Below are 25,745 nucleotides of genomic sequence, written 5' to 3'. Positions count from 1 at the left end.
CACGGCGGACAGGGTGTCGAGCTTCCGGTATTGCACCACACTCGCGGGTCCCGCGCGGGCGCATCGGGATTCGGGGCCCGCGCGACGGGGACGCGGCGCGGCTACCGGCCGCCGAGCTCGGCGAAGAAGGCGGGAACGAGGGCGACGTCCTCGACGGTGCGCACCGTGGTGTGGACCCCGAGACCGTGCTCCTTGAGCAGATCGCACAGGCCGTCGCCGTCGACGAGTTCGATGGGCGGCGCGCCGAGCCGGTGCGCCTCGGCGCGGGCGTCGTCGCCGAACGTCCCGGTGGTGACGAGCAGACCCTTCTCCCCGCGACCGGCCATCGCGGCGCGGAACTCGCGCACGACGTCCGCGCCCGCCCGCTCGGGGCCGCGCAGGAACCGGAAGAACACCGAGAAGCCGAGTAGCGACACCCGCAGCACGCCGGTGCCTTCGACGTCGACGTCGTTGTCGGAGCCGGTGTCGAGGTGACCGCCGTGCGGGGGCACCGAGATGGTGGTGAAGCCGGCGGCGCGGAGCACCGCGACGGCGAGCCGTTCGAAGCCCTCGTCGGGGAGCTCGGCGACGGCGGCGAGCACGGGCTCGCGCCACAGCTCGGGATCCTCGGGGGCGGCCGCGAGGGTCACCACCTGCGCGCGCGACGACGCGTTGCGCACGAGCCGCTTGCGCCGCTTCTCCGCGGTGTATGCCACCTGCAGGGGCTTGATCTCGGATTCCTGCACCGCGCGGCCGCGGTCGGTGACGCTCCACACGCCGCGACGGGTGTTGGCGAGCAGCCCCATGCCCTTGAGGTAGGTGCGCGCCCAGCCGACCCGGTACTCGATCTCGGTGACCGGCCCGTCGCCGTGCAGTACGGACCGCGCGGCCTCGGACAGACCTTCGCGCGCGATGACGGCCTTCTCGAGCTCCTCGATCGAGGCCGAGCCTCCGAGCCCGATCAGCGCCTGCAGGGTGGGCCACAGCAGATCCGTGTACGGCGGTAGCGCCACCTCGCGGCCGGACGAGTCTCCGACGGGGTTACCGATCACGTTCCGGCGCTGCACACCTTCCCCTATCGTTTCGGCCCTGCTCGCCGCGGCTGTCCGGTCCCGCCACGACGCGCATTTCACCCTAGCCGATGGGCGCGGGCGCGATGGCGGCCACACTCCCCGGGCCCGGCACTGCCGGGGCCGGCGGCGCCGCTCGCTACCGTGGGGCGGGTGGGATTCACGCGCGCCGAACTCGAACGCTTCCGTGACGCGGTGGTGCCCGATTTGATCGGGCCGGACTGCCGACTGCTGTTCGTGGGCATCAACCCGGGCCTGTGGACGGCGGCGACGGGTGCGCACTTCGCGCGGCCCGGCAACCGCTTCTACCCGGCGCTGCTGCGGGCCGGCATCCTGCTCCGGCCCATCGACCCCACCTCGGGGATGAGCGAGGAAGACAGGGCCCACCTGATCGAGCGGGGCGTCGGGATCACCAATCTCGCGCCGCGCGCCACGGCCCGCGCGGACGAGCTCACGGCCGAGGAACTGCGGGCCGGGGCGGTGCGGCTGGCCGAGGTGGTGGCGCTGCACCGGCCGCGGGTGGTGGCCGTCGCCGGCATCACCGCGTACCGGTCGGCGTTCGGGCACCGGAAGGCCGTCGCGGGGCTGCAGGCGGAGACGCTCGGCGGGGTGCCGGTGTGGGTGGTGCCGAATCCGAGCGGGCTCAACGCCCACGAGACGGTGGACACCCTCGCCGAGGCGTATGCGGCGCCGGCCCGCGCGGCCGGGATCCTGCGCTGAACCGCGGACGGATCAGCCGCGTCCCACCTTGGCGAGGTAGTCCCTCGCCCGGTATCCCGGCGGCACGCCGTCGACGAGGATCGCCGAACTGTCGGAGTGCTCGGTGCGCAGCGGCAGAATCGCCTGGTAGGCCGGCGACCGGTACCAGGCGCGGGCCTGCTCGAGGTCGGGGAACTCGACGACCACGACGTGGCCGGGCCACGGTCCCTCGTGAACCTCGGGTTCGGCGCCGTGGACGACGAACCTGCCCCCGTACGGCGTGAAGGTGTCGTCGATCTCCTCGAGGTAACGGACGATCTCGGGGCCGAAGTCGACGGAACGCAGATGGGCGATCGCGTAGGCGGTCATGGGGTCCTCCCGGTCGGTCGGTGGCGGCGGTGTGCCGCACACCGACGAGACTGCCGCGCTCCGGTGCCCGAATCGATTACCCGGCAGGTAATGGCCGCCCTTCCCACTCCGCGCCTACGGTGACGGGCATGACCACCGTGCACGAGGAACCCGTCGGGGTGCTGCTGCGGCACTGGCGCGAGCGTCGCGGCCTGAGCCAGCTCGCGCTCGCCAACCGGGCGGAGGTCTCGGCGCGGCACGTGAGCTTCCTCGAGACCGGCCGGTCGCGGCCGACCCGCACCATGCTGCTGCGCCTGGCCGATCAGCTCGACATCCCGCTGCGGGAGCGCAACTCGCTGCTGCTCGCGGCCGGCCTGGCCCCCGCGTATCCGGAGCACCGACTCGGGGACGTGCCGATGGCCGCGGTGGCCGACGCGATCGAGCGGATCCTGGCGTCGCACCGGCCGTATCCGGCGCTGGTGGTGGACCGGCACTGGACGATGGTCGACGCCAACGACGCCGTGGTGGGACTGCTCGACGGCTGCGCGCCGCGGCTGCTCGAGCCCCCGGTGAACGTGCTGCGGGTGACGCTGCACCCGGAGGGCATGGCGCCGCGCATCGCCAACCACGGCCAGTGGCGGGCGCACCTGCTGACACGCCTGCGGCACCAGCTCGCCGCGACGGGCGACCCGGTGCTGCGACGGCTGCACGCCGAACTGGCCGCCTACCCGTGCGACGACGGCCACGACGCCGAGCTCGACCCGGCCGGCGCCCACGCCCTGGTGGTGCCGCTGCGGCTGCGCACCGACGACGGCGAGCTGTCGCTGTTGAGCACGACGACGCTGTTCGGCACGCCGCTGGACGTCACCGTCGCGGAACTGGCGATCGAGGCGTTCTACCCCGCCGACGAGACCACCCGCCGTCTGCTGGGGAGCCGGTGACCCGGATCGGCGAACCGGTGCCGCGAAGGCCCGCTCGGGAGTAACGTCCGGCCCGAGACCTGTCCCGTCCCGCACCGGAGGGCATCGATCATGAGCAGGAAGAAGTGGTGGGTACTCGAGGGCCCGGAGAGCGGGTTCTCGCTCGAGGAGCGCGCGACGGGAGACCTCGTCCTCGTCAACACGCAGACGTCGGAGGAACACACCCTGCACGGCTACGTGTGGAAGCACGCCCCGCACTTCGGAGTGCAGATCATGGGCGAGGGGCCCCCGCCCTACGGCAAGTGGGTGGAGAACCCCGAGGAGTGAGCGACGTCGGTCACGGGACCCGCCGCAACGGACGGCGCTCCCCCGTCGTGGTGTCGATCAGTGCCGCGCCGGACACGGCCGTTGCGAGGGGCAGCACGTCGTAGACGGCCGCGGCCACCCGCGGCAGGTCGTCCAGCCGTGCGCGGGGGCTGAGGGTCAGGTGCGGGGTCCATACGCCCGGCCGGTAGTGCTTGTGCAGGTCCGCGCCGGTGGCGGTGACGGTGTCGACCACACGCTGCTGGCGCCGCAGGAGGTCGGCGGTGGGGGCGGGCGCGAGCCAGATCCGTCCGCGCCGGAAGGCGCCCAGGCCGTCGGAGTAGAGGGTCAGCGGCCCGCCGTCGGGCAGCGCCTCGAGCGCGGCCGTCACGTCGTCGACGTCGTAGCTGCGCAGCACCGCGTACGACAGGTGCGGCACGTGCCGGCCGTGGGTATGGGTGAGCAGCGTCGGCACACCGAGATCTTCGAGCCGGGCCCACAGCTGTTGCAGGGCGCGCCGGGCGGCGGCGTCGAAGAGCAGGCAGACCGCGAGTGCCATCAGCGCACGGTACCGCGGTGGCGGTTCGCCGGCGGTCAGTTCAGGGTGGCGTGCCAGACCAGGGCCGCGGCCAGGGCACCGGCGCCGTTGAGCGACCAGTGCAGGGCGATCGGGGCGATCAGGCTCCCGCTGCGGCGGCGCAGCCAGGTGAAGACGAATCCGGCGGCCGCGGTCGCCACGACCGCTCCGGCGATGCCCAGCACCTGTCCCCACAGGCCGCCGCCGAGGACGCCGCTCAGCCCGCGGTTGCCGTTCGTGAGCCCGAGCGACGAGGCGATGTGCCACAGGCCGAACAGCAGCGATCCGGCGGCGAACACGCCGCGCGCACCCGAGACACGTTCGAGCGTGCCGTGCAGCACGCCGCGGAACGCGAGTTCCTCGGGGATGACCGTCTGCAGCGGGATGACGATCATCGACGCGAGGAGCGCGCCGGAGATCGTGGCGTAGCGGTCGGACAGGAAGAACTGCCGGGTCGGGGGCAGCGCCACGCCGACAGCGATCACGGCCAGCACGATCCCCGCGGCGCCCAGCGCGTAGAGCGAACCGGACCGCCAGTGGCGCGGCGAGAGCCCGAGTTCGGACCAGCGCATGCCCCGGCGGCGCATCAGCGCGACGAGCACCACGGCCGCGATGGGCACCGTCGCGATGCTGGCCCACACGGTGGTGAAGTGCGCGATCAGGTTGGTGGCGACGAGGACGACCACCACGACGGCGACGTCGAGCCAGGCGTGGGCGCCGCGAAGCGATCCGCGGTGCGCAGGTGCCGTCGTCGGCACGGTCTCGGTACTCAATGTGTTCTCGAACTCCCGCTCTCGGGTCTGTCGGAAGCGGTGCCCTCCGGGTACCCGATGCTCTCCGAGTACCCGTTCCTGTGCCGTACGAACCATCCATACCAGTGTACGGATCGCGTGCCGCCGGGGCCGTGACCGGCGCCACAGCGACGGCCGAATTCGGTAGTGACGCAGGTCACGACGGGTGCGGGAGCGGATTGCGTCACACGCCCCGGCGTCGGGGCGCCGTGTCGCCCGGACTAGCCTTGTCGCGAACATCAGCCCCGCTGTCCAGGACAGTTCAGGAGAAGAAATGGCCGACTTCCTCTACGAGGACCTGCTGCCGATCGGGGAAGACCCCACCGAGTACCGGCTGCTGACCACCGAGGGGGTGTCCACCGTCGAAGGACCGGGCGGCCGCACCTTCCTGCAGGTCGAGCCCGAGGCGCTGCGCCTGCTCACCGAGACCGCGCTGCACGACATCCAGCACTACCTGCGCGCGGATCACCTGAAGCAGCTCGCAAGCATCCTCGACGACCCGGAGGCGTCGGACAACGACAAGTTCGTCGCGCTCGATCTCCTGAAGAACGCCAACATCGCCGCCGCCGGGGTGCTGCCGATGTGCCAGGACACCGGCACCGCGATCGTCATGGGCAAGCGCGGCCAGCACGTCCTCAGTCCCGGCAACGACGAGGAAGCCATCGCCCGCGGCGTGTACGACGCGTACACCCGGCTCAATCTGCGGTACTCGCAGAACGCTCCCCTCACCATGTGGGAGGAGAAGAACACCGGCTCGAACCTGCCGGCGCAGATCGAGCTCTACGCCGACACGGCGGCCGGCCACGAGAACGCCTACAAGTTCCTGTTCATGGCCAAGGGCGGCGGATCGGCCAACAAGTCGTACCTGTACCAGGAGACGAAGGCGATCCTGAACCCGGACTCGATGATGCGATTCCTCGAGGCCAAGATCCGCTCGCTCGGCACCGCCGCGTGCCCGCCGTACCATCTCGCGATCGTCGTCGGCGGCACCTCCGCCGAGTTCGCCCTCAAGACCGCCAAGTACGCCTCGGCGCACTACCTGGACGAGCTGCCGAACGAGGGCGCGATCACCGGCCGCGGCTTCCGCGATCTCGAGCTCGAGGAGCAGGTGCTCGAGCTGACCCGCAAGATCGGGATCGGCGCGCAGTTCGGCGGCAAGTACTTCTGCCACGACGTGCGTGTCATCCGCCTGCCCCGGCACGGCGCGTCGCTGCCGGTGGCGCTGGCCGTGTCCTGCTCCGCCGACCGGCAGGCGAAGGCGAAGATCACCCCGGAGGGCGTGTTCCTCGAACAGCTCGAGTTCAACCCGGGCCGCTTCCTGCCCGAGATCACCGACGCCCAGCTCGACGCCGAGACCGAGGGCGTGTCGGGCACCGGCAAGGGTGCCGCGGTGAAGATCGACCTGACGCGGCCGATGCCGGAGATCCTCGCCGAACTGTCCAAGCACCCCGTCAAGACCCGGCTGTCCCTCACGGGCCCGCTCGTCGTCGCCCGCGACATCGCGCACGCGAAGATCAAGGAACGCCTCGACGCCGGCGAGGGAATGCCGCAGTACCTGAAGGACCACCCGGTGTACTACGCCGGGCCGGCCAAGACCCCGGACGGCATGGCCTCCGGTTCGTTCGGCCCCACCACGGCCGGCCGGATGGACTCCTACGTCGAGCAGTTCCAGGCCGCGGGCGGCTCGATGGTCATGCTCGCCAAGGGCAACCGCTCGCAGCAGGTCACCGACGCCTGCAAGAACCACGGCGGCTTCTACCTCGGCTCCATCGGCGGGCCGGCCGCGCGCCTCGCACTCGACTGCATCAAGAAGGTCGAGGTTCTCGAATACCCGGAACTGGGTATGGAAGCGGTGTGGAAGATCGAGGTCGAGGACTTCCCGGCGTTCATCGTCGTGGACGACAAGGGCAACGATTTCTTCGCCGGCACCGGCGAGGTCACCCTGACGATCGGCAAGCGCCCCGGGCTGTAGGCGGCTGCGCCGCCGGTGCGTCCTTTGGGCTGTCCCAGCAGCCCGAAGGACGCACCGGGACGCTGCGACGCCGGACGAGCCGACGCATCCGGTCGATCAGGCCTCCGACGGGCCGGACTTCTTCGGTTCGCCGGTGGCGGGGTAGTCGAGCAACGACTGCTGCAGACGGGACCACTGATGGGCCAGACCCTGCAACGGTGCCAGCGACTTTTCGACCACCTCCAACTGACGGTCGAACGCCGACAGTTGTGCCTGCAGCGCCTGCACCGATTTTCGCTGCGCGTGCAGCTGCTCGACGAGTGCGTCGAACTCGGTGAGGACGGGTGGCACGAGCTCCATCACCTGCCGAAGAGAGCCGAGCATCCGGTTCGCGGGCGCGGACAGGGGCTCGGGAATCGCGCCGAGGGCGTCGCTCCCGATCGACCCGACCGCGTCCGCCACGGCGCGGGTCCTCTCCAGCAACTCCTCCATCGCGGACCCGAGCAGTCCGAATCGACGGGTCTCGCCGTCCTCCGCCATCGCCACCCTCCTCCGGACCACGGTTCGGTCCCGATCCGATCATGCCCCCCGGGCACCGTCTCGGCAGCCGAACCCGTCGCGGCGGGCTCCCTCAGGCCGCGGGGGTGTCCGTGCGGGAGAGCACGGCGGGCGCCTGCGCGACGAGGCCCTGCAGAAAGCGGACGACGGTGCCGGCCGCCGGAGCGGCGTCCGGCGTCAGCATCGCGCACAGCGTCCGGTAGCTGCCCGGATCGAGTTCCGGCTGCGCCCGGAACTGCGCCGTGAGCGGCACCGTGAACGCGATCGTCCGGTCCTGAGAACGGATGTCGAGCGTCGGTCCACCCACCGCCGCGGTCAGCCGGACCTCGAACCGGTTCGCGCCCACGGTGTGCACGAAGCCCACGGTGCGCACGTTGGCGCGTGCCATCTGCCGGTAGAGCGGCCGCAGTCCTCCGAGGACCATCGACGGAAGCGTGACGGCACCGGAGCCGGCGGCGAACATGAGCGCACTCCTTTTCGTTCGGGGCCGTCACCACGCGGGCGACGACCCTCCGACGCATTATCTGGAATGATTCCAGAAAATACGGCGGGGGGCAACGTCGCGGTCGTCACCACTGCGCGCCGGCCACCTGCTTGACCGTCGCGTTGAGCCGGTTCCACACGTTGATCAGCGAGATCTGCAGGATCAGCGCCGCCAGTTGCGGCTCGTCGTAGTGGCGGTCGGCCTCGTCCCAGACGTCGTCGGGCACCGGGTCGGGCCGGTCCGCGAGCCGGGTCACCGCCTCCGTCAGCGCCAGGGCCGCCCGCTCGGCATCGGTGAAGTACGGCGCCTCGCGCCACGCCGCCACCGCGAACAGCCGCTTGTCGGTCTCCCCGTCCTTCTTCGCCAGCCGCGGGTGCATGTCCACACAGACGCTGCATCCGTTGATCTGGCTCGCCCGCAGATGCACGAGGTGGGTGGTGCGCGCCGGCAGCCCGCCACCGTCGGCGGCGTTCCCCAGTGCCTGCAACGCCGTCACCGCGTCGGGCAGAACGAGCGCGGGATTCGTCATTCGAGCCTTCATGATCGTCTCCTTGTCACATCCGGGGTCGTGCGTTCGTCACAGCCATGACGGATCCCGACGACAGAATGTGACGACATGAGCGACGGAAACTTCTCGGCCCACCCCGGCGGCGCCTTCCCCGCCGAACAGTTCGAGGCACATCGGGACCATCTCCGGGCGGTGGCCTTCCGCATGCTCGGCTCGGCGAGCGAGGCCGACGACGCCGTGCAGGAGGCCTGGCTGCGCCTGCACCGCTCCGGCACCGACGAGGTCGCCAACCTGGGAGGCTGGCTGACGACGGTGGTGAGCCGGGTGTGCCTGGACATGCTGCGCTCCCGGGGCTCGCGCCGGGAGGTCCCCCTCGATCAGCCCGACCGTCCCGAACCTGGGTCGACGGACCCGCGCGACGTTCCGGAAAGCGCTGCACTACTGGCCGATTCGGTCGGTGTGGCCATGCTCGTCGTGCTCGACACCCTCGCCCCGGCCGAACGCCTCGCGTTCGTGCTGCACGACCTGTTCGCCGTCCCGTTCGACGAGATCGCCCCGATCGTGGAGCGCTCCCCCGCCGCCACCCGCCAGCTCGCGAGCCGCGCGCGGCGGCGCATCCAGGGCGCGACCGCCCCACGGGCCGACCTGATGCGCCGCCGTCGCCTCGTCGACGCGTTCCTCGCCGCGTCGCGGGAGGGACGGTTCGACGACCTGCTGGCCCTGCTCGATCCGGACGTGGTCCTTCGCGCGGACGACGTCGCCGTGGCGACGGCCCGTGCCGGCGCGGCTCACGGCGCACCGGCGCTCGCGCACGAGCTTCACGGACCCCACAGCGTCGCAAAGGTTTTCGACGGCCGCGCCCAGGCCGCCCGGACGGTGCTCGTCGACGGAATGCCCGGTGCCGCATGGGCGCCGGGCGGCCGTCCGCGCACGGTGTTCGCCTTCACGATCGAAGACGACGCGATCGTCGAGATCGAGGTGGTGTCGGATCCCGGGCAGCTCGCGGCGCTCGAGGTGACGTTCCCGGACGCCGGCTGACACGCGGGTGCGCACCTCTCGTCGCGGCACGCCGGAGACCGGCGCGGGAGGTGCGCACCCGCAGAAGGCCAGGGCTCAGACCGGGGATCCCGAAACCGCTCGGGAATGGTCGATTTCGTCCGGAACCGCGCGTTCCGCGGCACTCACCTCCGGGTCGTCGACGGGAGCACCGGGACCGAAGTGCGAGAACTTCTCGATGTGCTGATCGAGTGCGAGCGGATTCGGGGTGCCGTAGGTGAAGTACGTCTCCCACGGCAGCTTCGCGCCGCCGACCGCGAGACCGGTGTCGATATCGGACATCTGCCAGGTCTTGGTCTCGGCGTCCGGATCCAGGTGCAGGTAACCGGCCTCGCCGAACAGTTCGATGCGGTTGCCGCCCGGCTCGAACACGTAGAGGAACTGCCCCTGGGTGATCCCGTGCTTGTCGGGGCCGGCCTCGATCTGGATGTCGTAGTCGCGGAACATCTCGACCGCATCGGCAAGGTGCTGGCCGGTGCCGTAGTAGAACGCGAGGTGGTGGAGCTTGCCGCGGCCGCCGGTCATGTCCCGCATGCAGGCGACCTCGTGGCCGAGCAGGTTCGAGCTCATCCAGGCGCCGATCTCGACGTTGCCGTCCACGACGCGTTCGGTGGTGCGGAATCCGAGGTGCCGCTCGAACGAGTCCTTGAGCGGGGTGACATCCGAGGCCATCAGGTTGAGGTGGTCGATCCGCTTGACCGGAATCCCCGACAGCGGCTTCTTCGACGGCCGCGAGAGGATCTTGCTCTGCAGTTCCTGCGGGGCGACGTACTTCTCCACCTCCCACAGCAACTGCAGGTTGTGACCGTCCGGGGACTGGAACTCGAAGGTCTTGCCGTAGCCGAACTGGTCCTCGCTCCACGTACCCTCGACGTTGCCCTGCTTCAGCGACGCCACGCGGCGCTCGAGCGCCTCCGGCGAACTGGCGCGCAGCGCGGCGTGGCCCATGCCGGCTTCCGGCGCCTCGGTGACCTTCAGGCTCCACTGGTACGGGTCTTCGTACCCACGCAGGTAGACGGACTGCCCCTCCCGATGCGTGACGTACATGCCGAGGAACTTCGTGAAGAAGTCGAGGGTTTCCTGCGGCCTGGGGGTGAACAGTTCGGCACGGGCGAGGTGCGCGATGTCGAAACGGGCAGTGGGGTCGGTCATGGCTACTCCTGATCTCCGCTGGCCGGGCTTGCTGCTCCGGTTGTGGTGGATGTCACGAGCTTGCGGGGGTGCCGGCGCTTCCGTCAGCGCTGTTCGGGATAGCCGAACACCGATCGGATCACGGCCGGGCGTGTCCGGTACCGCCGGATCACCCGCCGTCTACCAGGGGATCGCCCCTAGCGTCGGCAGCATCACCCCGACACTGGAGGGAAGGCCCACAGATGAGTCGATTGAAAGCCGCGATCGTCGGATCCGGGAACATCGGGACGGACCTGATGTACAAGCTGTTGCGGTCCGAGCATGTCGAGCCGGTGTACATGGTCGGCATCGATCCGGCCAGCGAGGGACTCGAGCGGGCCCGGCGGGAGGGCCTCGAGGCGTCCGCGGAGGGGCTCGAGTGGCTCCTGGCCCGGCCCGAGCTGCCGGACGTGGTGTTCGAGGCCACCTCGGCGAGGGTGCACGCCGCGGCCGCACCCCGGTACGCCGCGGCCGGCATCACCGCGATCGACCTGACGCCCGCCTCGGTGGGCCCGTACGTCGTGCCCGCGGTCAATCTCACCGAACACCTCGACGCACCGAACGTGAACATGGTCAGCTGTGCCGGTCAGGCCACGATCCCGATCCTGTACGCGATCAACCAGGCCGCGGACGCCTACTACGGGGAGATCGTCGCCGCGATCGCCTCGCACAGCGCCGGCCCGGGCACCCGCCAGAACCTCAGCGAATTCAGCGAGAAGACCGGCCGGGCACTCGCGCAGGTCGCCGGCGCGGACCGCGCCAAGGCGATCTCGGTGATCAACCCGGCCGAGCCGCCGATGAACATGCGCGACACCGTCTACGCCAAGGTCCGCCACCCCGACCCGGACGCGATCGAACGCGCCGTGGTCGAGATGGTCGCCAAGGTGCAGCAGTACGTCCCCGGCTACACGTTGCGTCTGGTCGATGTGGACGGCGACCTGGTCACGGTCATGCTCGAGGTCGTCGGCGCCGGCGACTTCCTGCCCACCTACGCCGGAAATCTCGACATCATCACCGCCGCCGCCGTGCAGGTCGCCGACGTCATGGCGCAGCGCAGCCTCGTCCAGGGAGCAGCCCAGTGAGCACCACCGACACCACCCACACCCCCGGCACTCCCGGCGGGCGCCGCAAGGTCACCCTCGTCGACACCACCCTGCGCGACGGCATGTCGTCGGTCTCGCACCGGTTCACCCCCGGCAACGTCGCCGACATCGCCCGCGGCCTCGACCGGGCCGGGATCCCCACCATCGAGGTGGCCCACGGCATCGGCCTCGGTGCCTCCTCGATCCAGTACGGCTTCGCCGCCGCCACCGACCCCGAGTACGTGCGTGCCGCCGTCGACGCCGTCGACGATGCGGACATCGCGGTGCTGTACGTCCCGGGCATCGCCACCCTCGCCGAACTGCAGGGCGCGATCGACGCCGGCATCAAGACCGTGCGCGTCGCGGTGCACTGCACCGAGGCCGACTGCGCCCAGCAGCCCGTCGAGTGGGCCAAGGACAAGGGCCTGAACGTGATGACGTTCCTGATGATGAGCCACAAGCTCGAGCCCGAACCGCTCGCCGAGCAGGCCGCCAAGCTCGACTCCTACGGCGCCGACGTCGTCTACGTCGTCGACTCCGCCGGCGCGATGGTGCCCCGGCACGCCGGCGACCGCGTCGCGGCCCTGCGGCAGGCGATCTCCGCCGACATCGGTTTCCACGCTCACAACAATCTCGGGGTCGGCATCGCCAACGCGCTCACCGCGGCCGAGCACGGGGCGACGTTCATCGACGGGTCGCTGCGCGGGCTCGGCGCCAGCGCCGGCAACGCCCAGACCGAGGTGCTCGCCGCCGCGTTCGAGCGGGCCGGCTGGGACACCGGGGTCGAGCTGTTCCCGCTGATCGACACCGCCGAGCACGTCGTCGCCCCGCTGATGACCGAACCGCAGATCGTCGACGAGACCGCCCTGATCCTCGGCTACGCCGGGGTGTACTCGACGTTCTTCCACCCGACCAAGCGGGCCGCGAAGAAGTTCGGCCTCTCCACCCGCGAGATCCTGCTCGAGCTCGGCCGCCGCGGCGTCATCGGCGGGCAGGAGGACATGATCGTCGATGTCGCCTCCGAACTGGCCGGCCGCACCTACGAACTGCCGGCCCGAGCCGGCGTCTGACCCGGGGAGACTGCCATGACACAGACCCAGAACACGCCGTCGGTGACGCAGGTCCGGCACCTGATCGGCGGCGAATGGAAGCCGGCGTCGGACGGGGCCACCTTCGAGTCCCGCGACCCCCACGACGGGGCGCTGCTCGGGGTCGTGCCCGCGGGCACCGCCGAGGACGGTGCCGCGGCGATCACCGCCGCCCGCACCGCCTTCGACGACGGCCCCTGGCCGCTGCTGTCCCCGAAGGAGCGCGCGAAGATCCTGCACGCGGTCGCCGACACGGTCGACGCCCACCGCGAGGAACTCGCCCTGCTCGAGACCCGCGACGGCGGCAAGAGCATCAACCAGTCGCTGCACGCCGAAATCCCCCGCGTGGCCCACAATCTGCGGTTCTTCGCCGACTACGTCGCGATGGCCGCCAACGAGGCCTACCCCGACGGGGACCTGCTGTCCTACGTGCTCTACCCGCCGGCCGGTGTGGTCTCGGCGATCAGCCCGTGGAACGCACCCCTGATGCTGGCCACCTGGAAGATCGCCCCCGCGTTGGCCTTCGGTAACACCGCGGTGCTCAAGCCGGCGCCGCAGACCCCGCTGACCGCGCACCGCTTCGCCGAACTCGCCCTCGAGGCCGGACTGCCCGAGGGCGTGCTCAACGTCGTGCACGGGTTCGGCGGTGAGGCCGTCGCCGGGCCGCTGACCTCGGATCCGCGGGTGGATCGGATCACCTTCACCGGCTCGAGCGCGACGGGCGTGAAGATCCTGCAGGCCGCGGCAGTCAACCACACCCCGGTCTCGGCGGAGATGGGCGGCAAGTCCGCGAACATCGTCTTCGCCGACGCCGACCTCGACGTCGCCGTGCCGATGGCGATCCGCGCGATCTTCGGCGGCAACGGACAGGTGTGCCTGGCCGGGTCCCGGCTGCTGGTGCACAACAGCATCATGGACGAGTTCCTGGCCCGGTTCACCGAGCAGGCGAACACGCTCACCGTCGGCGACCCGAAGGACCCGTCGAACTTCCTGGGCCCGCTCATCGAGCAACGCCACCTCGACAAGGTGCACGGCTACGTCGAACTCGCCCAGGAGGAAGGCGGCAAGGTCGTCACCGGCGGCGCCCGCCTGACCGACCAGGCCCGCGCCGGCGGCTTCTACTACCCGCCCACCGTGATCACCGGGCTGAGCAACGACTCCCGCACCGCACGCGAGGAGATCTTCGGTCCGGTCGAGACCGTCCTCGGCTTCGACACCGAACAGGAGGCCCTGCGCATCGCCAACGACTCCCCCTACGGCCTGGCCGGGATGCTGTTCACCCAGAACCTGGACCGGGCCCACCGGATGGCCGCCCGCTGGAAGGCCGGCACCGTGTGGATCAACACGTTCTTCGAACGCGACCTGCGCCTGCCGTTCGGCGGCGAAGGCGCCAGCGGCCTCGGCCGCGAAGGCGGCCAGTACTCGCGCGAATTCTTCACCGAACCCCGCGCGGTCACCCTCCGATTGCGCGGCTGAAACGGCCGGAGAATCGGATTCGCTCCGCAGACCGGAATCCGCCCACGGCATTTGCGTGGGCGGATTTCTGTTCGGCGCGTCGATCGCGGCCGAACGACCAATCGCCCGTCCCGCTACTGCGCGGGTCGTCCGGGCGTTCCACAACGGCAAGAGGGAGCACAGGTATGACTTCGTCCTCAGTGTGTGTCGTCGTCGGCGCGACCGGTGCGATGGGTACCGAGTTCACCCGGCGCCTGGCCCGTCGCGGCCTTCGCGTGATCGCCGTCGCCCGCAACGCCGACGACCTCGACAAGCTGGCGGCCTCGGACGACCTGATCGTCCCGTGCGTCGCCGACATCGCCGACGACAGCGCGATCGAGGCGATCGCCGCCCACGTCGACGCACCGGTGCGGATGGCCGTGTTCGCGGCCGGACTTCCGGTGCGCGGCTCGGCCGACACCATCGCGCCGGGAGACTTCGCGGTCGGCGCGAACATCAAGGTCGGCGGGCTGGTGCGGCTGCTGCACGCCGTCCGCGACCACCTGGTGCCGGGTTCGCGTTTCGTGACGATCGCCGGGTCGCTCGGACTCGAACCCGGCCCGCTCGACGCCGGGCCGGGGACGGTGAACGCCGCGGTCTTCAACCTCATGCGCCAGCTCAGCGCGCTGTACGGCCCGAAGGGCGTCACCACCCACACCATCGCGCCGGGGCCTGTCGACACGCCACGGCTGCGGAAGTTCGTCGAGACCGAAGCCGCCGAGACCGGCCGCGACCCCGGCGAGATCTGGAACCGCTACCGCGCCAAGACCACGCTCGGCCGGCTACCGACCCTCGACGAGATCGGCTGGACTCTGGAGATGCTGCTCGCCCCCGAGGCCGCCGTGCTGCACGGAAGCGTCCTCACCGTCGACGGCGGGACCCGGCACGGAGTCCAATAGTCACGGAGTCCAATAGTCACGGCGTCCACTAGATCTGTACCCCAAAACGTCACAAAGGAGCGGCCATGCCCGTTGCACACTTCCATCTCGTCGACGGCGCCTACACTGCCGAGCAACGACGTCGGCTGCTCGCCGACGCGAGCCGCTGCTACGCGGAGGTCCTCGACTCCCCGATCGAGCGAGTGCGGGCGTTCGTCGTCCGGTACGACCCGGACGACGCCGCGACGGCCGGGACGGTGATCGCCGACGGCGGCACCCCGGCCCCCTACTTCACCGCGATCGTCCTCGCCGGACGCCCGATCGAGCAGCGCCAGGAGCTGGCGGCGCGATTCACCGATCTGATCGTCGAGATCCTTAGGGCACAGCGAGATTTGGTGCGCGGACAGATCGTCGAAGTCGATCCGGTGAACTGGTCCATCGCAGGCAACCCGGCCGCTGCCACGCGCGCCGGCGAGATCACGGCGCGCGCGGCGGCCGCACAGCCGGCGCGGTGATCAGCGGGGCATGAGCGAATGTGCCGTTACGTCGATCTATCCGACACAACGGCACATTCGCTCGGGGGTTCGAGAGGCGGGGTGACCGCGACGCCCGCCGCGGCCACCCCGCCCTGCTCGATCAGAACCCCCAGGGTTCGTCCCTGCCCTGCAACTCGAGCGACCGGAAGGTGCCGGTGTAGAACACCAGCGGGTGCCCGTCGTCGTACCAGAGCCGCTCCACCCGGCCCACGTGCAGGGTGTGGTCACCCGCGGGATGCGAATCGACCACGGTGCACGCGAGGTGAACCAGTGCACCTTCGAGGAGAGGCACGCCCTTGCGCCACACGAACCGAACCAGATCCGGCTGGTTCGCCGCGCCGGCGAAGTGCAGGGACAACGGTTCCTGGTCCCCGGCGAGGATCGAAACGCCGTACCGCCCCGCCTCGCGGATCCGCTCGTTCATCTTGGCGCGGTTGGCGATCGATACGAGCACGAGCGGCGGATCGAGCGACACGGAGGTGAACGCGTTGGCGGTCATTCCGTGCACCGAGGCCTCGTCCTCGGACTCGGCGGTGGTGACGATGGTGACGCCGCTGGCGAACCGGCCGAGGGCCTTACGCATGTGCAGAGGCGTGACGTCGAGATCGGATCCCCGGGCGGTGTCGGTCATGACCGTGCTCCTCATCGCTGCGCCCCGTTCAGCTACGGACGATCTTCAGATCGTCGTTGTTGATCAGATCCGGGCGCGTCCAGCCGTCGATGTCGTATTCGGACATGCACTGCTCGGCGAAGCCCTTGAGCTGGTTGTCCAGGCCCTGAGCCTGGTAGGCGAACAGCGTCTGGAAGCGCACGGCCTCGTGGTCGCCGCCGTAGTTGCGCTCGTACAGCTCGTGCCGGCCGCCGAACTCGGTACCGACGGCATCCCAGAGCAGCTTGAGCAGCTTGACACGATCGATGGCCACGATGCCGTTCGACCCGCGAACGTACTGGTCGAGGTACGGCCGGATCTCGGGGTTACCCCAGTCGCTCGCATGCGAATTCAGGTAGATCAGGCCGCTGCCGAGGGTCTGCTGGATGATCTCCTTGATCCGCGGGTAGCCGACGCCCATGAAGGTGCGGTAGGCGAGACCGTAGTTGAGGTTCGGTTGCACGGCACCGTTGACCCACGGATCGGGCGTCTTCGCCATCGCGTCGGACAGTCCCCAGAACATGTCACGCCAGTTGAGGATCTCGCCGATCTGCATCTGCACGCCGCGGAATCCGGCCGAGCCGGTCATCTCCACCGCCTTCATCACACAGCCGGCGATGAAGTCCAGCTTCACGGCGAGACGGGCGCAACCGTGGAACATGAAGCGAGACATGAAGCCCGACTTCATCACGAACCCGTTGGTCGTCTCGGTGTCGTAGGCGAAGACGTTCTCCCACGGCACCAGCACCCGGTCGAACACCATGATGGCGTCGTTCTCGTCGAATCGGCTCGAGAGCGGGTAGTCGAACGGCGTACCCATGACGGCGGCGTTCATCTCGTAGGACGTACGGCAGAACAGCTTCAGGCCCGGCGAATCCATCGGGACGGTGAAGATCAGGCCGAACTCCTTCTTGCGGAGCGGCAGGCCGTAGTGCGCGATGAAGTTGGCGTTGGTGATCGCCGACCCGGTCGCCACCACCTTGGCGCCGGACACGATCAGGCCCGCGTCGGTTTCCTCCACCACGTGCACGCAGATGTCGGCGGTCTCGTCGGCGGGCTTGTCGCGGTCGATCGGGGGGTTCACGATCGCGTGGTTCATGTAGATCACGCGTTCCTGTGCTTCCTTGTACCACCGCTTCGCGTTGTCCTGGTACTCCCCGTAGAACTCCGCGTTGGCTCCGAGGGTGCCGAGGAACGACGCCTTGTAGTCGGGCGAGCGGCCCAGCCAGCCGTACACCTCGCGCTGCCAGGTGGCGATCGCATCACGAGCGAGGAGCAGATCGTCGGCACTGTGCGCCGTCTTGAAGAACGGATGGGTGAATCCTCCGTTACCGGTGTCGGTCGGCACCGACAGGATGCCCTTCGCTTCCGGCTTGTGCATCGCGTCGTACATCCGGGCCACCGACCGGACCGAATTGCGGAAGGCCGGATGTGTGGTGACATCGTCGACCCGCTCGCCACGGAAGTACACCTCACGACCGTCGCGGAGCGACTCGATGTACTCGTCGCCGGTCATGGGCCGGACGGTGTTGGGCGCTCCGACGGCGTCGCCCAGGATCGATGTGGTCGTCATGGTCTTCACTCCTGGTCTCGGGGGTGTGGTGCAGGAATCGGCTCGGGTGGGGAACGGCACGACGGGCGTCGACCCGGCCCGGCCGTATCCGCCGACTTCGGAGGATCCCGGCACCGATCACGCTGGCGCGCTTCGGTAACCGTCCTCGGTGGTCGCGCGGGGCCGGGGGTTGGGATATCGTTCCGGGCGCCACGTTCCTGTGATCTGTAACACTAGAAGGCGGAGGTGTGGTGGAACATGGCTGAGCGCGAACAAACGGGTGACTCTGCGCGCAACGGAGCGGCCCCCGGCATCGTTTCCCTGCGGACGCAGGAGCTGGACACGAGCGAGGGGCACACCCGATGGGCGAGCACGCTGGGGCAGCTGTACTGCGAGATGGACGTCGCGTGGCCGAACCCACGACGTCACTTCGACGCGGAATGGGGCGGCCGGCCGTTCGGCGATCTGCACGTCAGCACGATCCGGGCCGACGCCCACACGGTGGTCCGCTCGCCCGCGATGGTCGACTCCGACTCCGGTGCAGGCTATCTCGTGTGCATCGTGACCGAGGGCCACGTCGAGGTGCAGCAGTCGGGCCGGACCACGACGGTCGAGCGAGGGTCGTTCGCATTGCTCGACTGCGCCACCCCGTTCGTCTTCCACTCCCCCGCGCCGTTCCGGCAGATCGTCGTGCGGTCTCCTCGTGAACTGCTCACCTCGCGCCTGCCGGGGCGGATCGTCGAACACGGCACGGCCCGCACGATCTGCGGCGAGACCGGGCCGGGCGGACTGGTCGGTCGTTTCTTCGTCGACATCGCGTCGATGAATGCCCCCATCTCGCGGGGGGCCGCCGTGTCGTTCGCCTCCTCGGCCGTCGACATGCTGGTCACCGCCCTCACCGAAGGCACTGTCGCGACCGGTGCCGCCCAATTGCACCGCACGGAAGATCTCACCCGCGTCCAGCGGGTCATCGAACAGAAGCTGCACGATCCCGAGCTCACGCTTCCGGACGTCGCCGCCGACGCCGGGATGTCGTTGCGCAACGTCCAGAAGCTCTTCAGCGCAGCGGGCACCACTCCGCGCGCATGGCTGTATCAGGCACGGCTCGAGCGCGCGCGGAAGTACCTGCTGACGACCGAGATGTCCGTCGCCGAGGTCAGCGAATGCGCGGGCTTCCGGGACGTCTCCCACTTCAGCAGGACGTTCCGCGCCGCCTTCGGCGCGAGCCCCGGCCAGTATCGGAAGGAACGCGCCGGCCGCGAACCGGGGCACCGACACTGAACGACGACCGGCCGGGTGCTCGGGCTGAACCCGAACACCCGGCCGCGGAACCGGTCACACCGGCGACATCACCGGCGGCGCGCTGCCGACGGTGAACTCCTCCTTGAAGATCAACCGGGGCGCCATGCGACGCCGTTTGAGCGCCTTGACCGCCGCGGTGACCATGGCGGGTGGCCCGCACAGGTATGCGCTGCGCCCCTTGCAACTGGCGAAGTCGTCGAGCACGGCGTCGGTGACCACGCCGGTGGCGCCGTCCCACTGCTCCTCGCTGAGTACAGGGTGGTAGCGGAATCGGGGATCGGCGGCCTCGAGAGCCCGGAAGAAGTCCACGTCGTACAGATCCGCCTGCCCGCGCCCTCCGTGGTACAGGTCGATGCTCGGGACAAGATCGTTGGAGAGTGCATGGCGCACAATCGACTTCAAGGGGGCAAGCCCCGTTCCGCCGCCGACCAGAATGGCCGGTTCTTCCTGGGGACGAACCAGGGCGAACTGCCCCAGCGGCCCGCGCAGCCCGATCCGGTCTCCCGGCCGAAGCGAGCCGAAGATCCACCCCTCCGTCGCGAGCCCTCCATCGACCCGCTTGATGTGGAACTCGAGCCGGCGCGACTCGGAGGGCGGATTGGCCATCGAGTACTGACGCGCCACAACGGAACCCGGCACGATCAGCTCGGCGTACTGACCGGCGGAGAACTCCATCGGCTCGTCCAGCTCCACGACGAGCCGGCGGGTGCACCGTGCGATGTCGGCCAGCTCGAGCACGGTGCCGGCGTGGTCGCGCAAGGGATGCCTCGGCCCGTCCGGGGGCACGTCGTTCAACGGCGCGACGGTCAGATCGGTGCGAGGTGTCGCCTGACAGGCGAGTGTGAGCCCGGACGCGCGCTCCGCCTCGCTCAGGATGGTCTCGTCGGGCCGGCCGTGGTCCACCTCGCCGCACAGCACCCTGATCTTGCAGGTCCCGCAGGTGCCCTGCGAGCACGCGTGCGGCAACCAGCGGTTCGCCCGCAGTGCGGACTCGAGTACCGAACGGTCGGGCGCGCCGGGAAAGGCCCCGTCCTGCCCGGAAACGGTCACCGAGTGGCTCACGACTACACCTCCCATCGGACGTGCAGGCCCTGCGGGCCGCGGAAGGTCCAGCCCCAGAAGCTCGGGGTGCGGTCGGGGTCGGGTTCGATGTTCGGGATCGTCTCGAACAACTCCTCGAGGGCGATCCGGACGATCGCGGTCCCGAGGTAGGTGCCGGCACAGGCGTGCTTGCCGGCGCCGAAGGCGAGGTGCGGCATGACCGGCCGGTCCACGTCGTAGGCGTCCGGGTTCGCCCACACCGTCTCGTCGCGGTTGGCCGAGCCGTACGCGAGTATGACCGGCGTACCCGCGGGCAGGTCGACGCCGCCGACCGTGACCTCCCGGTTCGCGACCTTGACGGCGGCGCTCCAGATCGGCGCTACCCAGCGCGCGCCCTCGTTGACCGCCCGCGGGAGGAGATCCGGATCGTCGACGACGCGCTCGAGCTGGTCGGGATGCTGCAGCAGGCCCGCCAGTGTCGTCGTCATGACGTGACCGGGCTCCTGCAGCGCACCGAGCAGGAAGACGTAGATGTTCGGGTAGATTTCCGACCGCTCCCGCACCTGCCCCTCCGGCATTCCGTCGTGCAACCAGTGCGAGATCAACGTGTGGTCGGGATTGCGGGTCCAGTGGTCGAGCAACGGATCGACGGTGGCGACGATCTCCTCCTTGATCCGGTCTCCGGCCTCGAAGGGCTCGGCATGGGCGAACTCGCCGTTCTCGTCGACCTCGGCGTTGCCGTACGACAGCGCGAGCGTCTGGAACCACCGCACGAGCGTCTCCGAGGGGACGTTCCGCAGACCCATCAGGTCACCGACCGCACGGACGCTGACCGGAGCGAAATAGGCCTCCTGGATGTCCACGGCCCCGAGTTCCTCGATCCGTTCGAGGATGCTCCGCGCCTGCGGCCGGACCAGCGCTTCCACGTAGGAGTCGACCGCGGCGGGCCGGAGTTGCGGATCGATCCATTCGCGCAGCTTGCGGTGCCGCTCGCCGTTGGAGTCGAGCACGGTTCCGGTCCCGAACGTCCGCCCGCCCGAGGGGGCGATCACCGTGGACCACGTCTCGGAGTCCTGGGTGATCTGCAGGCACAGCTCCCTCGTGGCCACCACGTGCATCCCGATCGCCGGGACGTAGGCGACCGGCGCCTCCCGGCGCAGCCGCTCGTAGATCGGATTCGGGTCGCGGTCGAGTTCCTCCATGGTGATCTCGTCGATCCAGGTATGGGTGGTGGTCATGATGTCGCTCTCCTGTCGTGGGCTCATCCGGAGATGACGGCCGGGGTCGCGCAGACGGGGTGTCCCGCGGTATCGTCCGCCCGCCGAGTTCCTGTGATCTGGAACACTAGAAGGCGGAGGTGAGCGGGAACATGACCGACAGTGCACCGAAGGATGACTCCCCGTGCACCGCGGCGTCCGGCCGGAGATTGGCGCTGAGCACGCGCGAACTGGAGTCCACCGAAGGTCGTGCCCGGTGGACGGACACGCTCGAGACGACCTACTGCGAGATGGACGTCGACTGGCCGCAGACGCACGACCGTTTCGCGGCGGATCTGGTCGCGCGCCCGCTCGGGGAGATGACCGTCAGTGTGGTGCATGCCGATCCGCACGCGGTGGTGCGGACACCGTCGATGATCACCTCGGATCCGAACGACGACTACCTGCTGTGCTTGATCACGCGCGGTTCCGCGATCCTGACGCAGGGGACCCGGTCGGCGACCCTCACCGACGGCGCCTTCGGCATCGTCGACTCGTCGGCACCGTTCGTCGTCGACGCCACAACCGAATTCGAGCAGATCGTGCTGCGCACGCCGCGTGAGCAGCTGACCTCCCGCCTTCCTGTCGAGCTCATGAACAGCGTGACAGGCCAGGGCATTTCCGGACAGTCCGGAATCGGACGGTTCGTGTCCCGGTTCCTCGTCGAGGTCGCCACCGCCGATACCCCCTTGTCGCAGGGCTCTTCGGCAACCGTTGCGGCCGCGGCGCTGGATCTGCTCGTGAGCGCGATCGGTGAACAGTCGCCCCCGTTGAGCGCCACGAAGCGGATCCACGCGGACGACCTTCGCAAAGTGCAGAGCACCATGGTCCGGTATCTCCGAGACCCCGACCACACGCTCGCCGATGTCGGCGCGGAACTCGGAATGTCCGTGCGGTACATCCACAAGTTGTTCAGCACGGCGGGAACCACCCCCCGCACCTGGCTGTACCAGGTACGCCTCGGACGCGCGCGTGCCCTGCTGTCGGAAACCGACCTCACGGTCACCGAGATCAGCGGCCTGGTCGGCTTCCGGGACGTGTCCCACTTCAGCCGTGCCTTCCGTCGGCAGTTCGGCTCCAGCCCCGCGCATTTCCGGCTCGGTCGAGCCGTACGATAGTCGCCGGGACGGGCGGACCGCGTGCACCGCGCGTCCGCAGTCCCGCGAGAACCGTTCGTCCCGTTGCCTCGCCGGAGATCGACGACCGTCCCGCGCTCCGAATGATGTGCGGAGAATGTTCCGTTATCCGGTGTGATCGCGTCCGAAGATCTGTCGTGCGAGGACCCATCGCTGGATCTCGTTGGCGCCCTCGTAGATCTCACCGATCTTGCTGTCCCGGTATATCGCCTCGACCGGTCCTTCGGTGTCGTCGGCTCCGAGGGACTGCACGAATCCGAGTCCGCCGAACGCCTGCACGGCATCCCGGGCGATGCGCGCCGCCAGGTCGGTGCCGCGCAGCTTCGCCATCGCCGCTTCGGGCTCGGGAAAATGCTCCCCGGCGTCGAGCCGAAGAGCCGCTTTCAGGTACAGGCTGCGGGCGGCCTCGAGGTCCGCCGCGTAGTCGGCCATCACGAACTGCCAGTGCTGTTTGGAAGCCAGCGAACCACCGAACGCGTGCCGCGACTTCAGATGCGCGACGGTGCGGTCGAAGGCGGCCTGCGCCATGCCGACGCCGGCGGCGCCGATTCCGATGCGGCCGTACGTGAGTGTCCGGAGCGCGACGCGCAGGCCGCCGCCGACCCGCCCGAGCACCGCTTCCGGTCCGAGCCGAACACGGTCGAGGATCACGTCGGCCGTGATCTGCCCGCGGTTGCCGAGTTTGCGGTCGGGTGTGCCGACGGTGACGCCCGGTGCGCTGGTGGGAACGATGAAGGTGGTGAGGCTGTCGCCGGTCCGGGCGAGCACGACGACGACGCCGGCGACGACCGAATTGGTGATCCACCGCTTGCGGCCGGTGAGTACCCACCCGTCGCCGTCCGGGCTCGCGACGGTCTGCACCGCTTCGGGAGAGAGATCGCTCGACGCACCGGGCTCACTCGTCGCGAACGACCCGACGATCTCCCCGTCGACGACGGGACGCAGCCATCGGTGCCGTTGCTCCTCGGTGCCCTGGTCCAGTGCCGTGCCGGCGAGGATGCAATGGACGTCGTAGATGGCGGCGACACTGTTGGAGTAGTACGCCAGTTCCTCGACGGCCACCGCGGTGGCCGTGGCGCGATGCGTGAGTCCGTCGCCACCGACGTCCGCGGTGAAGGGAATGCGGAACAGACCGTTCGAGGCCATGGCCTCGAACGCGTCCCGCGGGAACCCGTCGAGGCGCTCGTCCCCGCCGGCGATCCGGCCGGCGATCGGCGCGACGGCCCGGGTGGCGAAGTCCCGGACGCGGTCGCGCACCTGTCGCACCCCCGGTGGCGACAGCAGGTCGTGGTACATCCGGTCCGCCACCCGTTCGCAGCCGGGCTCGGGCTCGGCAACCAGGGTCAGGGCGCGCTGTCGGTTCGACGTCATCGGGTTCTCCGGGGGATACAGGGGATGGTGTCTCCCTTGTGTATCCCGCGGCCCCGCCCCGATCCGGTCCGATCACGATGCTCGACTTCGTCGCCGGCGGGCGTTGTCGCAGTTCGGGATATCCGGACCGTTCAGGCCCGTGTCTCACGCTCGGCGATCGTCACATCACCCGCCGCGAAGTGTGTCTTCGGCGTCTCCCGCAGCACCACCCGGATGTTGGGCAGCGGCGCGTCCAGGGCCCGGTGCGCCGCCTGGGTCAGTTCGTGGATCAGCCTCCGGAGCTCGTCCGGGCTGCGCCCCTCCGCGATCGTCACGTCGATGAACGGCATCGTCAGCCTCCCGCGACGGTGACGGTGCCGAGGGTGGTGAAGTGCGCGGCGATGCGCGCCCCCGGCTGCACCGGCACCGCGTCGGTCATGCCGCCGGTGAGCACCACCCACCCTGCCTCGATGGCGAGTCCCCGCTCGGCCAGGGTGTTCGCGGCGAAGGCCAGCGCCTCCGCGGGATGTCCGTGCACCGCGGCGCCCGTCGCCGAGTCCACCACCTCGCCGTCGACCTCGAGCAGGCACGCCTCGAGGGCGAGATCGAGATCCTCCGGCGCACGGCCGACCGGACCGGTCACGTACCGTCCGGACGAGTTGTTGTCCGCGACGGCGTCCATCATCGAGAACTGGTAGCCGGAGAACCGGCTGTCGATGATCTCGATCGCGCCGACCACGTGCTCCACCGCGGCCAGCGCGGTCGCGGCCGAGACCCCGGGTCCCTCGAGCCTGCGGCCCATGACGAACGCGATCTCCGGCTCCGCGCGGGCGTGGATCATCTTCTCGCGCGGGACAGGCTCGCCGATCGGCAGGATCATCCGGTCCGTGAGCCACGCGGTGGACGGCGAGTCCACGCCCACCTGCCGTTGCTTCGCCTTCGACGTGACCCCGAGCTTCACGCCGGTGAGCCGCTCGCCGCGGGCGAGCCGCATGCGCAACGCGATGTCCTGCGCGGCGTACGCGGTCCCCAGGTCCAGTCCGTCCCATTCCGCGAGGATCGACGTCTGCGGGGTCGCGGTGTCCTCCGCACGCAGCAGCACGTCGGCGACGCGGGCCGCGCTCCACAACTGGTCGCTCATTTCTCGTCCTTTCCTCCGAGCACGGCGGTGACGCTGCCGAGTCCGCTGATGTTCGCCACGACGGAGTCGCCCGCCGCCACCGGGAACGCCCTGGTCATGGAACCTGGAAGCACCACATGCCCCGGTTCGAGGGTGACCCCGAGCGGGCCGACCGTGTTGGCCAGCCACACCAGTGCGTTGAGCGGGGACCCGAGCACGGCTCCGCCTGCTCCCGTCGCCGTGAGTTCACCGCCTATGTGGAGCGTGCATCCGATCAGCCTCAGGTCGACGTCGCCGAGGGAGACCGGCCGGCTCCCCAGGATCACGCCGCCGGAGGAGGCATTGTCCGCGATGGTGTCGAAGATGCCGATCTTCCAGTCCCGGATCCGCGAGTCGACGATCTCGAGTGCGGGCAGCACGAAGTCCACGGCCCGCGCGGCTTCGGCGGCGGTGACGCCCGGACCGGCCAGCGGCCGGCCGAGCACGAACGCCACCTCGGGCTCGATCCGCGGCTGCAGGAAGCGGCCGGCGGGGATCGGCTGGTGCTCGAGGTGGAACATGCTCGCGGTCAGGTGCCCGAAATCGGGTTGATCGACGCCCATCTGCCGCTGGATCGCGCGGGAGGCCAAGCCCACCTTGTGGCCCTTGACGACATCACCGGCCAGCGTCCACTGCTCGACCTGCAGCTGTTGGATCCGGTAGGCGAGTTCGATCGACGCGTCGGGATGGTCCGGGGTGAGCGGATCGATCGGTTCCCCCGTGCGATACACCTCGAGCAGTCGGTCTGCGGCCTTGTGGGCGGCGGTGTCCATGGCTCCTCTTTTTCGCTTGTCTCGTTCGTGCGGTC

28 protein-coding genes are annotated in these 25,745 nt (G+C 69.8%); 12 read left to right on the top strand and 16 right to left on the bottom strand.

Annotation, left to right across the window (positions count from 1 at the left end):
- Positions 1-101: 101 nt before the first annotated feature.
- Entirely contained in the window at positions 102-1,046 is a 945-nt protein-coding gene (locus G6039_RS03040) for a restriction endonuclease (RefSeq protein ID WP_006933925.1), read from the bottom strand.
- Between the two features lie 156 nt (positions 1,047-1,202).
- Between G6039_RS03040 and G6039_RS03035 the strand changes: the two genes are divergently transcribed.
- Complete coding sequence (locus G6039_RS03035; protein WP_043799234.1) at positions 1,203-1,769, top strand: mismatch-specific DNA-glycosylase; 567 nt, start codon at positions 1,203-1,205, stop codon at positions 1,767-1,769.
- Between the two features lie 12 nt (positions 1,770-1,781).
- On the opposite strand, the gene G6039_RS03030 is transcribed toward G6039_RS03035, so the two are convergent.
- Entirely contained in the window at positions 1,782-2,117 is a 336-nt protein-coding gene (locus G6039_RS03030; protein WP_029542324.1) for a DUF1330 domain-containing protein, read from the bottom strand.
- Positions 2,118-2,245: 128 nt separating this feature from the next.
- On the opposite strand from G6039_RS03030, the gene G6039_RS03025 reads away from it, so the two are divergent.
- Entirely contained in the window at positions 2,246-3,037 is a 792-nt protein-coding gene (locus G6039_RS03025; protein ID WP_006933920.1) for a helix-turn-helix domain-containing protein, read from the top strand.
- Between the two features lie 90 nt (positions 3,038-3,127).
- Positions 3,128-3,343 (top strand): hypothetical protein, encoded by a 216-nt coding sequence (locus G6039_RS03020; RefSeq protein ID WP_006933918.1) that lies wholly within the window; start codon positions 3,128-3,130, stop codon positions 3,341-3,343.
- A 10-nt stretch (positions 3,344-3,353) separates the two neighbouring features.
- Here the strand turns inward: G6039_RS03020 and G6039_RS03015 are convergent, their stop codons facing one another.
- Together G6039_RS03015 and G6039_RS03010 are read right to left on the bottom strand one after the other, a co-directional pair.
- Positions 3,354-3,878: a 2'-5' RNA ligase family protein gene (locus G6039_RS03015; RefSeq protein ID WP_006933916.1), complete on the bottom strand. Its 525-nt coding sequence runs from the start codon at positions 3,876-3,878 to the stop codon at positions 3,354-3,356.
- A 35-nt stretch (positions 3,879-3,913) separates the two neighbouring features.
- A complete protein-coding gene (locus G6039_RS03010) occupies positions 3,914-4,669 on the bottom strand; it encodes a CPBP family intramembrane glutamic endopeptidase (protein WP_029542322.1) in 756 nt (251 codons plus the stop codon).
- Positions 4,670-4,961: 292 nt separating this feature from the next.
- Between G6039_RS03010 and G6039_RS03005 the strand changes: the two genes are divergently transcribed.
- Positions 4,962-6,659, top strand: a complete 1,698-nt coding sequence (locus tag G6039_RS03005) for a fumarate hydratase (protein ID WP_029542320.1) — start codon at positions 4,962-4,964, stop codon at positions 6,657-6,659.
- A 96-nt stretch (positions 6,660-6,755) separates the two neighbouring features.
- Here the strand turns inward: G6039_RS03005 and G6039_RS03000 are convergent, their stop codons facing one another.
- The 3 genes from G6039_RS03000 to G6039_RS02990 form a co-directional block, all read right to left on the bottom strand.
- Positions 6,756-7,178: a hypothetical protein gene (locus G6039_RS03000; RefSeq protein WP_006933911.1), complete on the bottom strand. Its 423-nt coding sequence runs from the start codon at positions 7,176-7,178 to the stop codon at positions 6,756-6,758.
- A gap of 91 nt (positions 7,179-7,269) precedes the next feature.
- Positions 7,270-7,659: a hypothetical protein gene (locus G6039_RS02995; protein WP_006933908.1), complete on the bottom strand. Its 390-nt coding sequence runs from the start codon at positions 7,657-7,659 to the stop codon at positions 7,270-7,272.
- 106 nt (positions 7,660-7,765) lie between these two features.
- A complete protein-coding gene (locus G6039_RS02990) occupies positions 7,766-8,221 on the bottom strand; it encodes a carboxymuconolactone decarboxylase family protein (RefSeq protein ID WP_043799232.1) in 456 nt (151 codons plus the stop codon).
- Between the two features lie 75 nt (positions 8,222-8,296).
- Here G6039_RS02990 and G6039_RS02985 point away from each other — a divergent pair, with 75 nt between their 5' ends.
- Complete coding sequence (locus tag G6039_RS02985) at positions 8,297-9,226, top strand: sigma-70 family RNA polymerase sigma factor (protein WP_006933904.1); 930 nt, start codon at positions 8,297-8,299, stop codon at positions 9,224-9,226.
- A gap of 75 nt (positions 9,227-9,301) precedes the next feature.
- Here the strand turns inward: G6039_RS02985 and G6039_RS02980 are convergent, their stop codons facing one another.
- A complete protein-coding gene (locus tag G6039_RS02980) occupies positions 9,302-10,396 on the bottom strand; it encodes a VOC family protein (protein WP_006933903.1) in 1,095 nt (364 codons plus the stop codon).
- A gap of 221 nt (positions 10,397-10,617) precedes the next feature.
- Here G6039_RS02980 and G6039_RS02975 point away from each other — a divergent pair, with 221 nt between their 5' ends.
- From G6039_RS02975 to G6039_RS02955, 5 genes are all read left to right on the top strand, one after another.
- Positions 10,618-11,496 carry an acetaldehyde dehydrogenase (acetylating) gene (locus G6039_RS02975; protein ID WP_029542312.1) on the top strand — a complete coding sequence of 293 codons (879 nt, stop codon included), beginning with the start codon at positions 10,618-10,620 and terminating at the stop codon, positions 11,494-11,496.
- Positions 11,493-12,566 (top strand): 4-hydroxy-2-oxovalerate aldolase, encoded by a 1,074-nt coding sequence (gene dmpG / locus G6039_RS02970; RefSeq protein ID WP_006933900.1) that lies wholly within the window; start codon positions 11,493-11,495, stop codon positions 12,564-12,566. The genes G6039_RS02975 and dmpG overlap by 4 nt, the downstream gene beginning before the upstream one ends.
- A 15-nt stretch (positions 12,567-12,581) precedes the next feature.
- Positions 12,582-14,060 (top strand): aldehyde dehydrogenase, encoded by a 1,479-nt coding sequence (locus tag G6039_RS02965; RefSeq protein WP_043799230.1) that lies wholly within the window; start codon positions 12,582-12,584, stop codon positions 14,058-14,060.
- A gap of 164 nt (positions 14,061-14,224) precedes the next feature.
- Positions 14,225-14,977 carry an SDR family NAD(P)-dependent oxidoreductase gene (locus G6039_RS02960; RefSeq protein WP_006933896.1) on the top strand — a complete coding sequence of 251 codons (753 nt, stop codon included), beginning with the start codon at positions 14,225-14,227 and terminating at the stop codon, positions 14,975-14,977.
- Positions 14,978-15,042: 65 nt separating this feature from the next.
- A complete protein-coding gene (locus G6039_RS02955; protein WP_043799228.1) occupies positions 15,043-15,471 on the top strand; it encodes a tautomerase family protein in 429 nt (142 codons plus the stop codon).
- Positions 15,472-15,592: 121 nt separating this feature from the next.
- Here G6039_RS02955 and nphA read toward each other — a convergent pair whose 3' ends face one another.
- Together nphA and G6039_RS02945 are read right to left on the bottom strand one after the other, a co-directional pair.
- Positions 15,593-16,123 (bottom strand): NADH-dependent flavin reductase, encoded by a 531-nt coding sequence (nphA, locus tag G6039_RS02950; RefSeq protein WP_006933892.1) that lies wholly within the window; start codon positions 16,121-16,123, stop codon positions 15,593-15,595.
- Between the two features lie 28 nt (positions 16,124-16,151).
- Positions 16,152-17,714 carry a 4-hydroxyphenylacetate 3-hydroxylase family protein gene (locus G6039_RS02945; RefSeq protein ID WP_043799290.1) on the bottom strand — a complete coding sequence of 521 codons (1,563 nt, stop codon included), beginning with the start codon at positions 17,712-17,714 and terminating at the stop codon, positions 16,152-16,154.
- 237 nt (positions 17,715-17,951) lie between these two features.
- Between G6039_RS02945 and G6039_RS02940 the strand changes: the two genes are divergently transcribed.
- Entirely contained in the window at positions 17,952-18,974 is a 1,023-nt protein-coding gene (locus G6039_RS02940) for an AraC family transcriptional regulator (protein WP_006933888.1), read from the top strand.
- A 54-nt stretch (positions 18,975-19,028) separates the two neighbouring features.
- On the opposite strand, the gene G6039_RS02935 is transcribed toward G6039_RS02940, so the two are convergent.
- Both G6039_RS02935 and G6039_RS02930 read right to left on the bottom strand, forming a co-directional pair.
- Entirely contained in the window at positions 19,029-20,057 is a 1,029-nt protein-coding gene (locus G6039_RS02935; RefSeq protein ID WP_006933887.1) for an NADH:ubiquinone reductase (Na(+)-transporting) subunit F, read from the bottom strand.
- A 2-nt stretch (positions 20,058-20,059) separates the two neighbouring features.
- Positions 20,060-21,274 carry a cytochrome P450 gene (locus G6039_RS02930; RefSeq protein WP_029542310.1) on the bottom strand — a complete coding sequence of 405 codons (1,215 nt, stop codon included), beginning with the start codon at positions 21,272-21,274 and terminating at the stop codon, positions 20,060-20,062.
- Between the two features lie 131 nt (positions 21,275-21,405).
- Here G6039_RS02930 and G6039_RS02925 point away from each other — a divergent pair, with 131 nt between their 5' ends.
- A complete protein-coding gene (locus G6039_RS02925) occupies positions 21,406-22,410 on the top strand; it encodes an AraC family transcriptional regulator (RefSeq protein WP_043799227.1) in 1,005 nt (334 codons plus the stop codon).
- Between the two features lie 123 nt (positions 22,411-22,533).
- Here the strand turns inward: G6039_RS02925 and G6039_RS02920 are convergent, their stop codons facing one another.
- From G6039_RS02920 to G6039_RS02905, 4 genes are all read right to left on the bottom strand, one after another.
- A complete protein-coding gene (locus tag G6039_RS02920) occupies positions 22,534-23,799 on the bottom strand; it encodes an acyl-CoA dehydrogenase family protein (protein WP_043799225.1) in 1,266 nt (421 codons plus the stop codon).
- 131 nt (positions 23,800-23,930) lie between these two features.
- The gene (locus G6039_RS02915; RefSeq protein ID WP_006933877.1) at positions 23,931-24,128 is read right to left on the bottom strand and encodes a tautomerase family protein; all 198 of its coding nucleotides are present in this window, start codon (positions 24,126-24,128) and stop codon (positions 23,931-23,933) included.
- Positions 24,129-24,130: 2 nt separating this feature from the next.
- A complete protein-coding gene (locus G6039_RS02910) occupies positions 24,131-24,919 on the bottom strand; it encodes a 2-keto-4-pentenoate hydratase (RefSeq protein ID WP_006933875.1) in 789 nt (262 codons plus the stop codon).
- Positions 24,916-25,710, bottom strand: a complete 795-nt coding sequence (locus G6039_RS02905) for a 2-keto-4-pentenoate hydratase (protein WP_006933873.1) — start codon at positions 25,708-25,710, stop codon at positions 24,916-24,918. The genes G6039_RS02910 and G6039_RS02905 overlap by 4 nt, the downstream gene beginning before the upstream one ends.
- Positions 25,711-25,745: the final 35 nt, after the last annotated feature.

It is taken from the genome of Rhodococcus aetherivorans (assembly GCF_011058165.1).
Classification (GTDB): Bacteria; Actinomycetota; Actinomycetes; order Mycobacteriales; family Mycobacteriaceae; genus Rhodococcus; species Rhodococcus aetherivorans.
Note: the sequence above shows the minus strand (reverse complement) of the source record. Positions and strands in the feature narration are given on the sequence as shown.

Coding starts and splice junctions, on each gene's coding strand:
- G6039_RS03030 (WP_029542324.1), bottom strand. CDS start 2,117: ATGACCGCCTACGCGATCGCCCATCTGCGTTCCGTCGACTTCGGCCCC.
- G6039_RS03025 (WP_006933920.1), top strand. CDS start 2,246: ATGACCACCGTGCACGAGGAACCCGTCGGGGTGCTGCTGCGGCACTGG.
- G6039_RS03020 (WP_006933918.1), top strand. CDS start 3,128: ATGAGCAGGAAGAAGTGGTGGGTACTCGAGGGCCCGGAGAGCGGGTTC.
- G6039_RS03015 (WP_006933916.1), bottom strand. CDS start 3,878: ATGGCACTCGCGGTCTGCCTGCTCTTCGACGCCGCCGCCCGGCGCGCC.
- G6039_RS03005 (WP_029542320.1), top strand. CDS start 4,962: ATGGCCGACTTCCTCTACGAGGACCTGCTGCCGATCGGGGAAGACCCC.
- G6039_RS03000 (WP_006933911.1), bottom strand. CDS start 7,178: ATGGCGGAGGACGGCGAGACCCGTCGATTCGGACTGCTCGGGTCCGCG.
- G6039_RS02995 (WP_006933908.1), bottom strand. CDS start 7,659: ATGTTCGCCGCCGGCTCCGGTGCCGTCACGCTTCCGTCGATGGTCCTC.
- G6039_RS02990 (WP_043799232.1), bottom strand. CDS start 8,221: ATGAAGGCTCGAATGACGAATCCCGCGCTCGTTCTGCCCGACGCGGTG.
- G6039_RS02985 (WP_006933904.1), top strand. CDS start 8,297: ATGAGCGACGGAAACTTCTCGGCCCACCCCGGCGGCGCCTTCCCCGCC.
- G6039_RS02980 (WP_006933903.1), bottom strand. CDS start 10,396: ATGACCGACCCCACTGCCCGTTTCGACATCGCGCACCTCGCCCGTGCC.
- G6039_RS02975 (WP_029542312.1), top strand. CDS start 10,618: ATGAGTCGATTGAAAGCCGCGATCGTCGGATCCGGGAACATCGGGACG.
- G6039_RS02965 (WP_043799230.1), top strand. CDS start 12,582: ATGACACAGACCCAGAACACGCCGTCGGTGACGCAGGTCCGGCACCTG.
- G6039_RS02960 (WP_006933896.1), top strand. CDS start 14,225: ATGACTTCGTCCTCAGTGTGTGTCGTCGTCGGCGCGACCGGTGCGATG.
- G6039_RS02955 (WP_043799228.1), top strand. CDS start 15,043: ATGCCCGTTGCACACTTCCATCTCGTCGACGGCGCCTACACTGCCGAG.
- nphA (WP_006933892.1), bottom strand. CDS start 16,123: ATGACCGACACCGCCCGGGGATCCGATCTCGACGTCACGCCTCTGCAC.
- G6039_RS02945 (WP_043799290.1), bottom strand. CDS start 17,714: ATGACGACCACATCGATCCTGGGCGACGCCGTCGGAGCGCCCAACACC.
- G6039_RS02940 (WP_006933888.1), top strand. CDS start 17,952: ATGGCTGAGCGCGAACAAACGGGTGACTCTGCGCGCAACGGAGCGGCC.
- G6039_RS02930 (WP_029542310.1), bottom strand. CDS start 21,274: ATGACCACCACCCATACCTGGATCGACGAGATCACCATGGAGGAACTC.
- G6039_RS02925 (WP_043799227.1), top strand. CDS start 21,406: ATGACCGACAGTGCACCGAAGGATGACTCCCCGTGCACCGCGGCGTCC.
- G6039_RS02920 (WP_043799225.1), bottom strand. CDS start 23,799: ATGACGTCGAACCGACAGCGCGCCCTGACCCTGGTTGCCGAGCCCGAG.
- G6039_RS02915 (WP_006933877.1), bottom strand. CDS start 24,128: ATGCCGTTCATCGACGTGACGATCGCGGAGGGGCGCAGCCCGGACGAG.
- G6039_RS02910 (WP_006933875.1), bottom strand. CDS start 24,919: ATGAGCGACCAGTTGTGGAGCGCGGCCCGCGTCGCCGACGTGCTGCTG.
- G6039_RS02905 (WP_006933873.1), bottom strand. CDS start 25,710: ATGGACACCGCCGCCCACAAGGCCGCAGACCGACTGCTCGAGGTGTAT.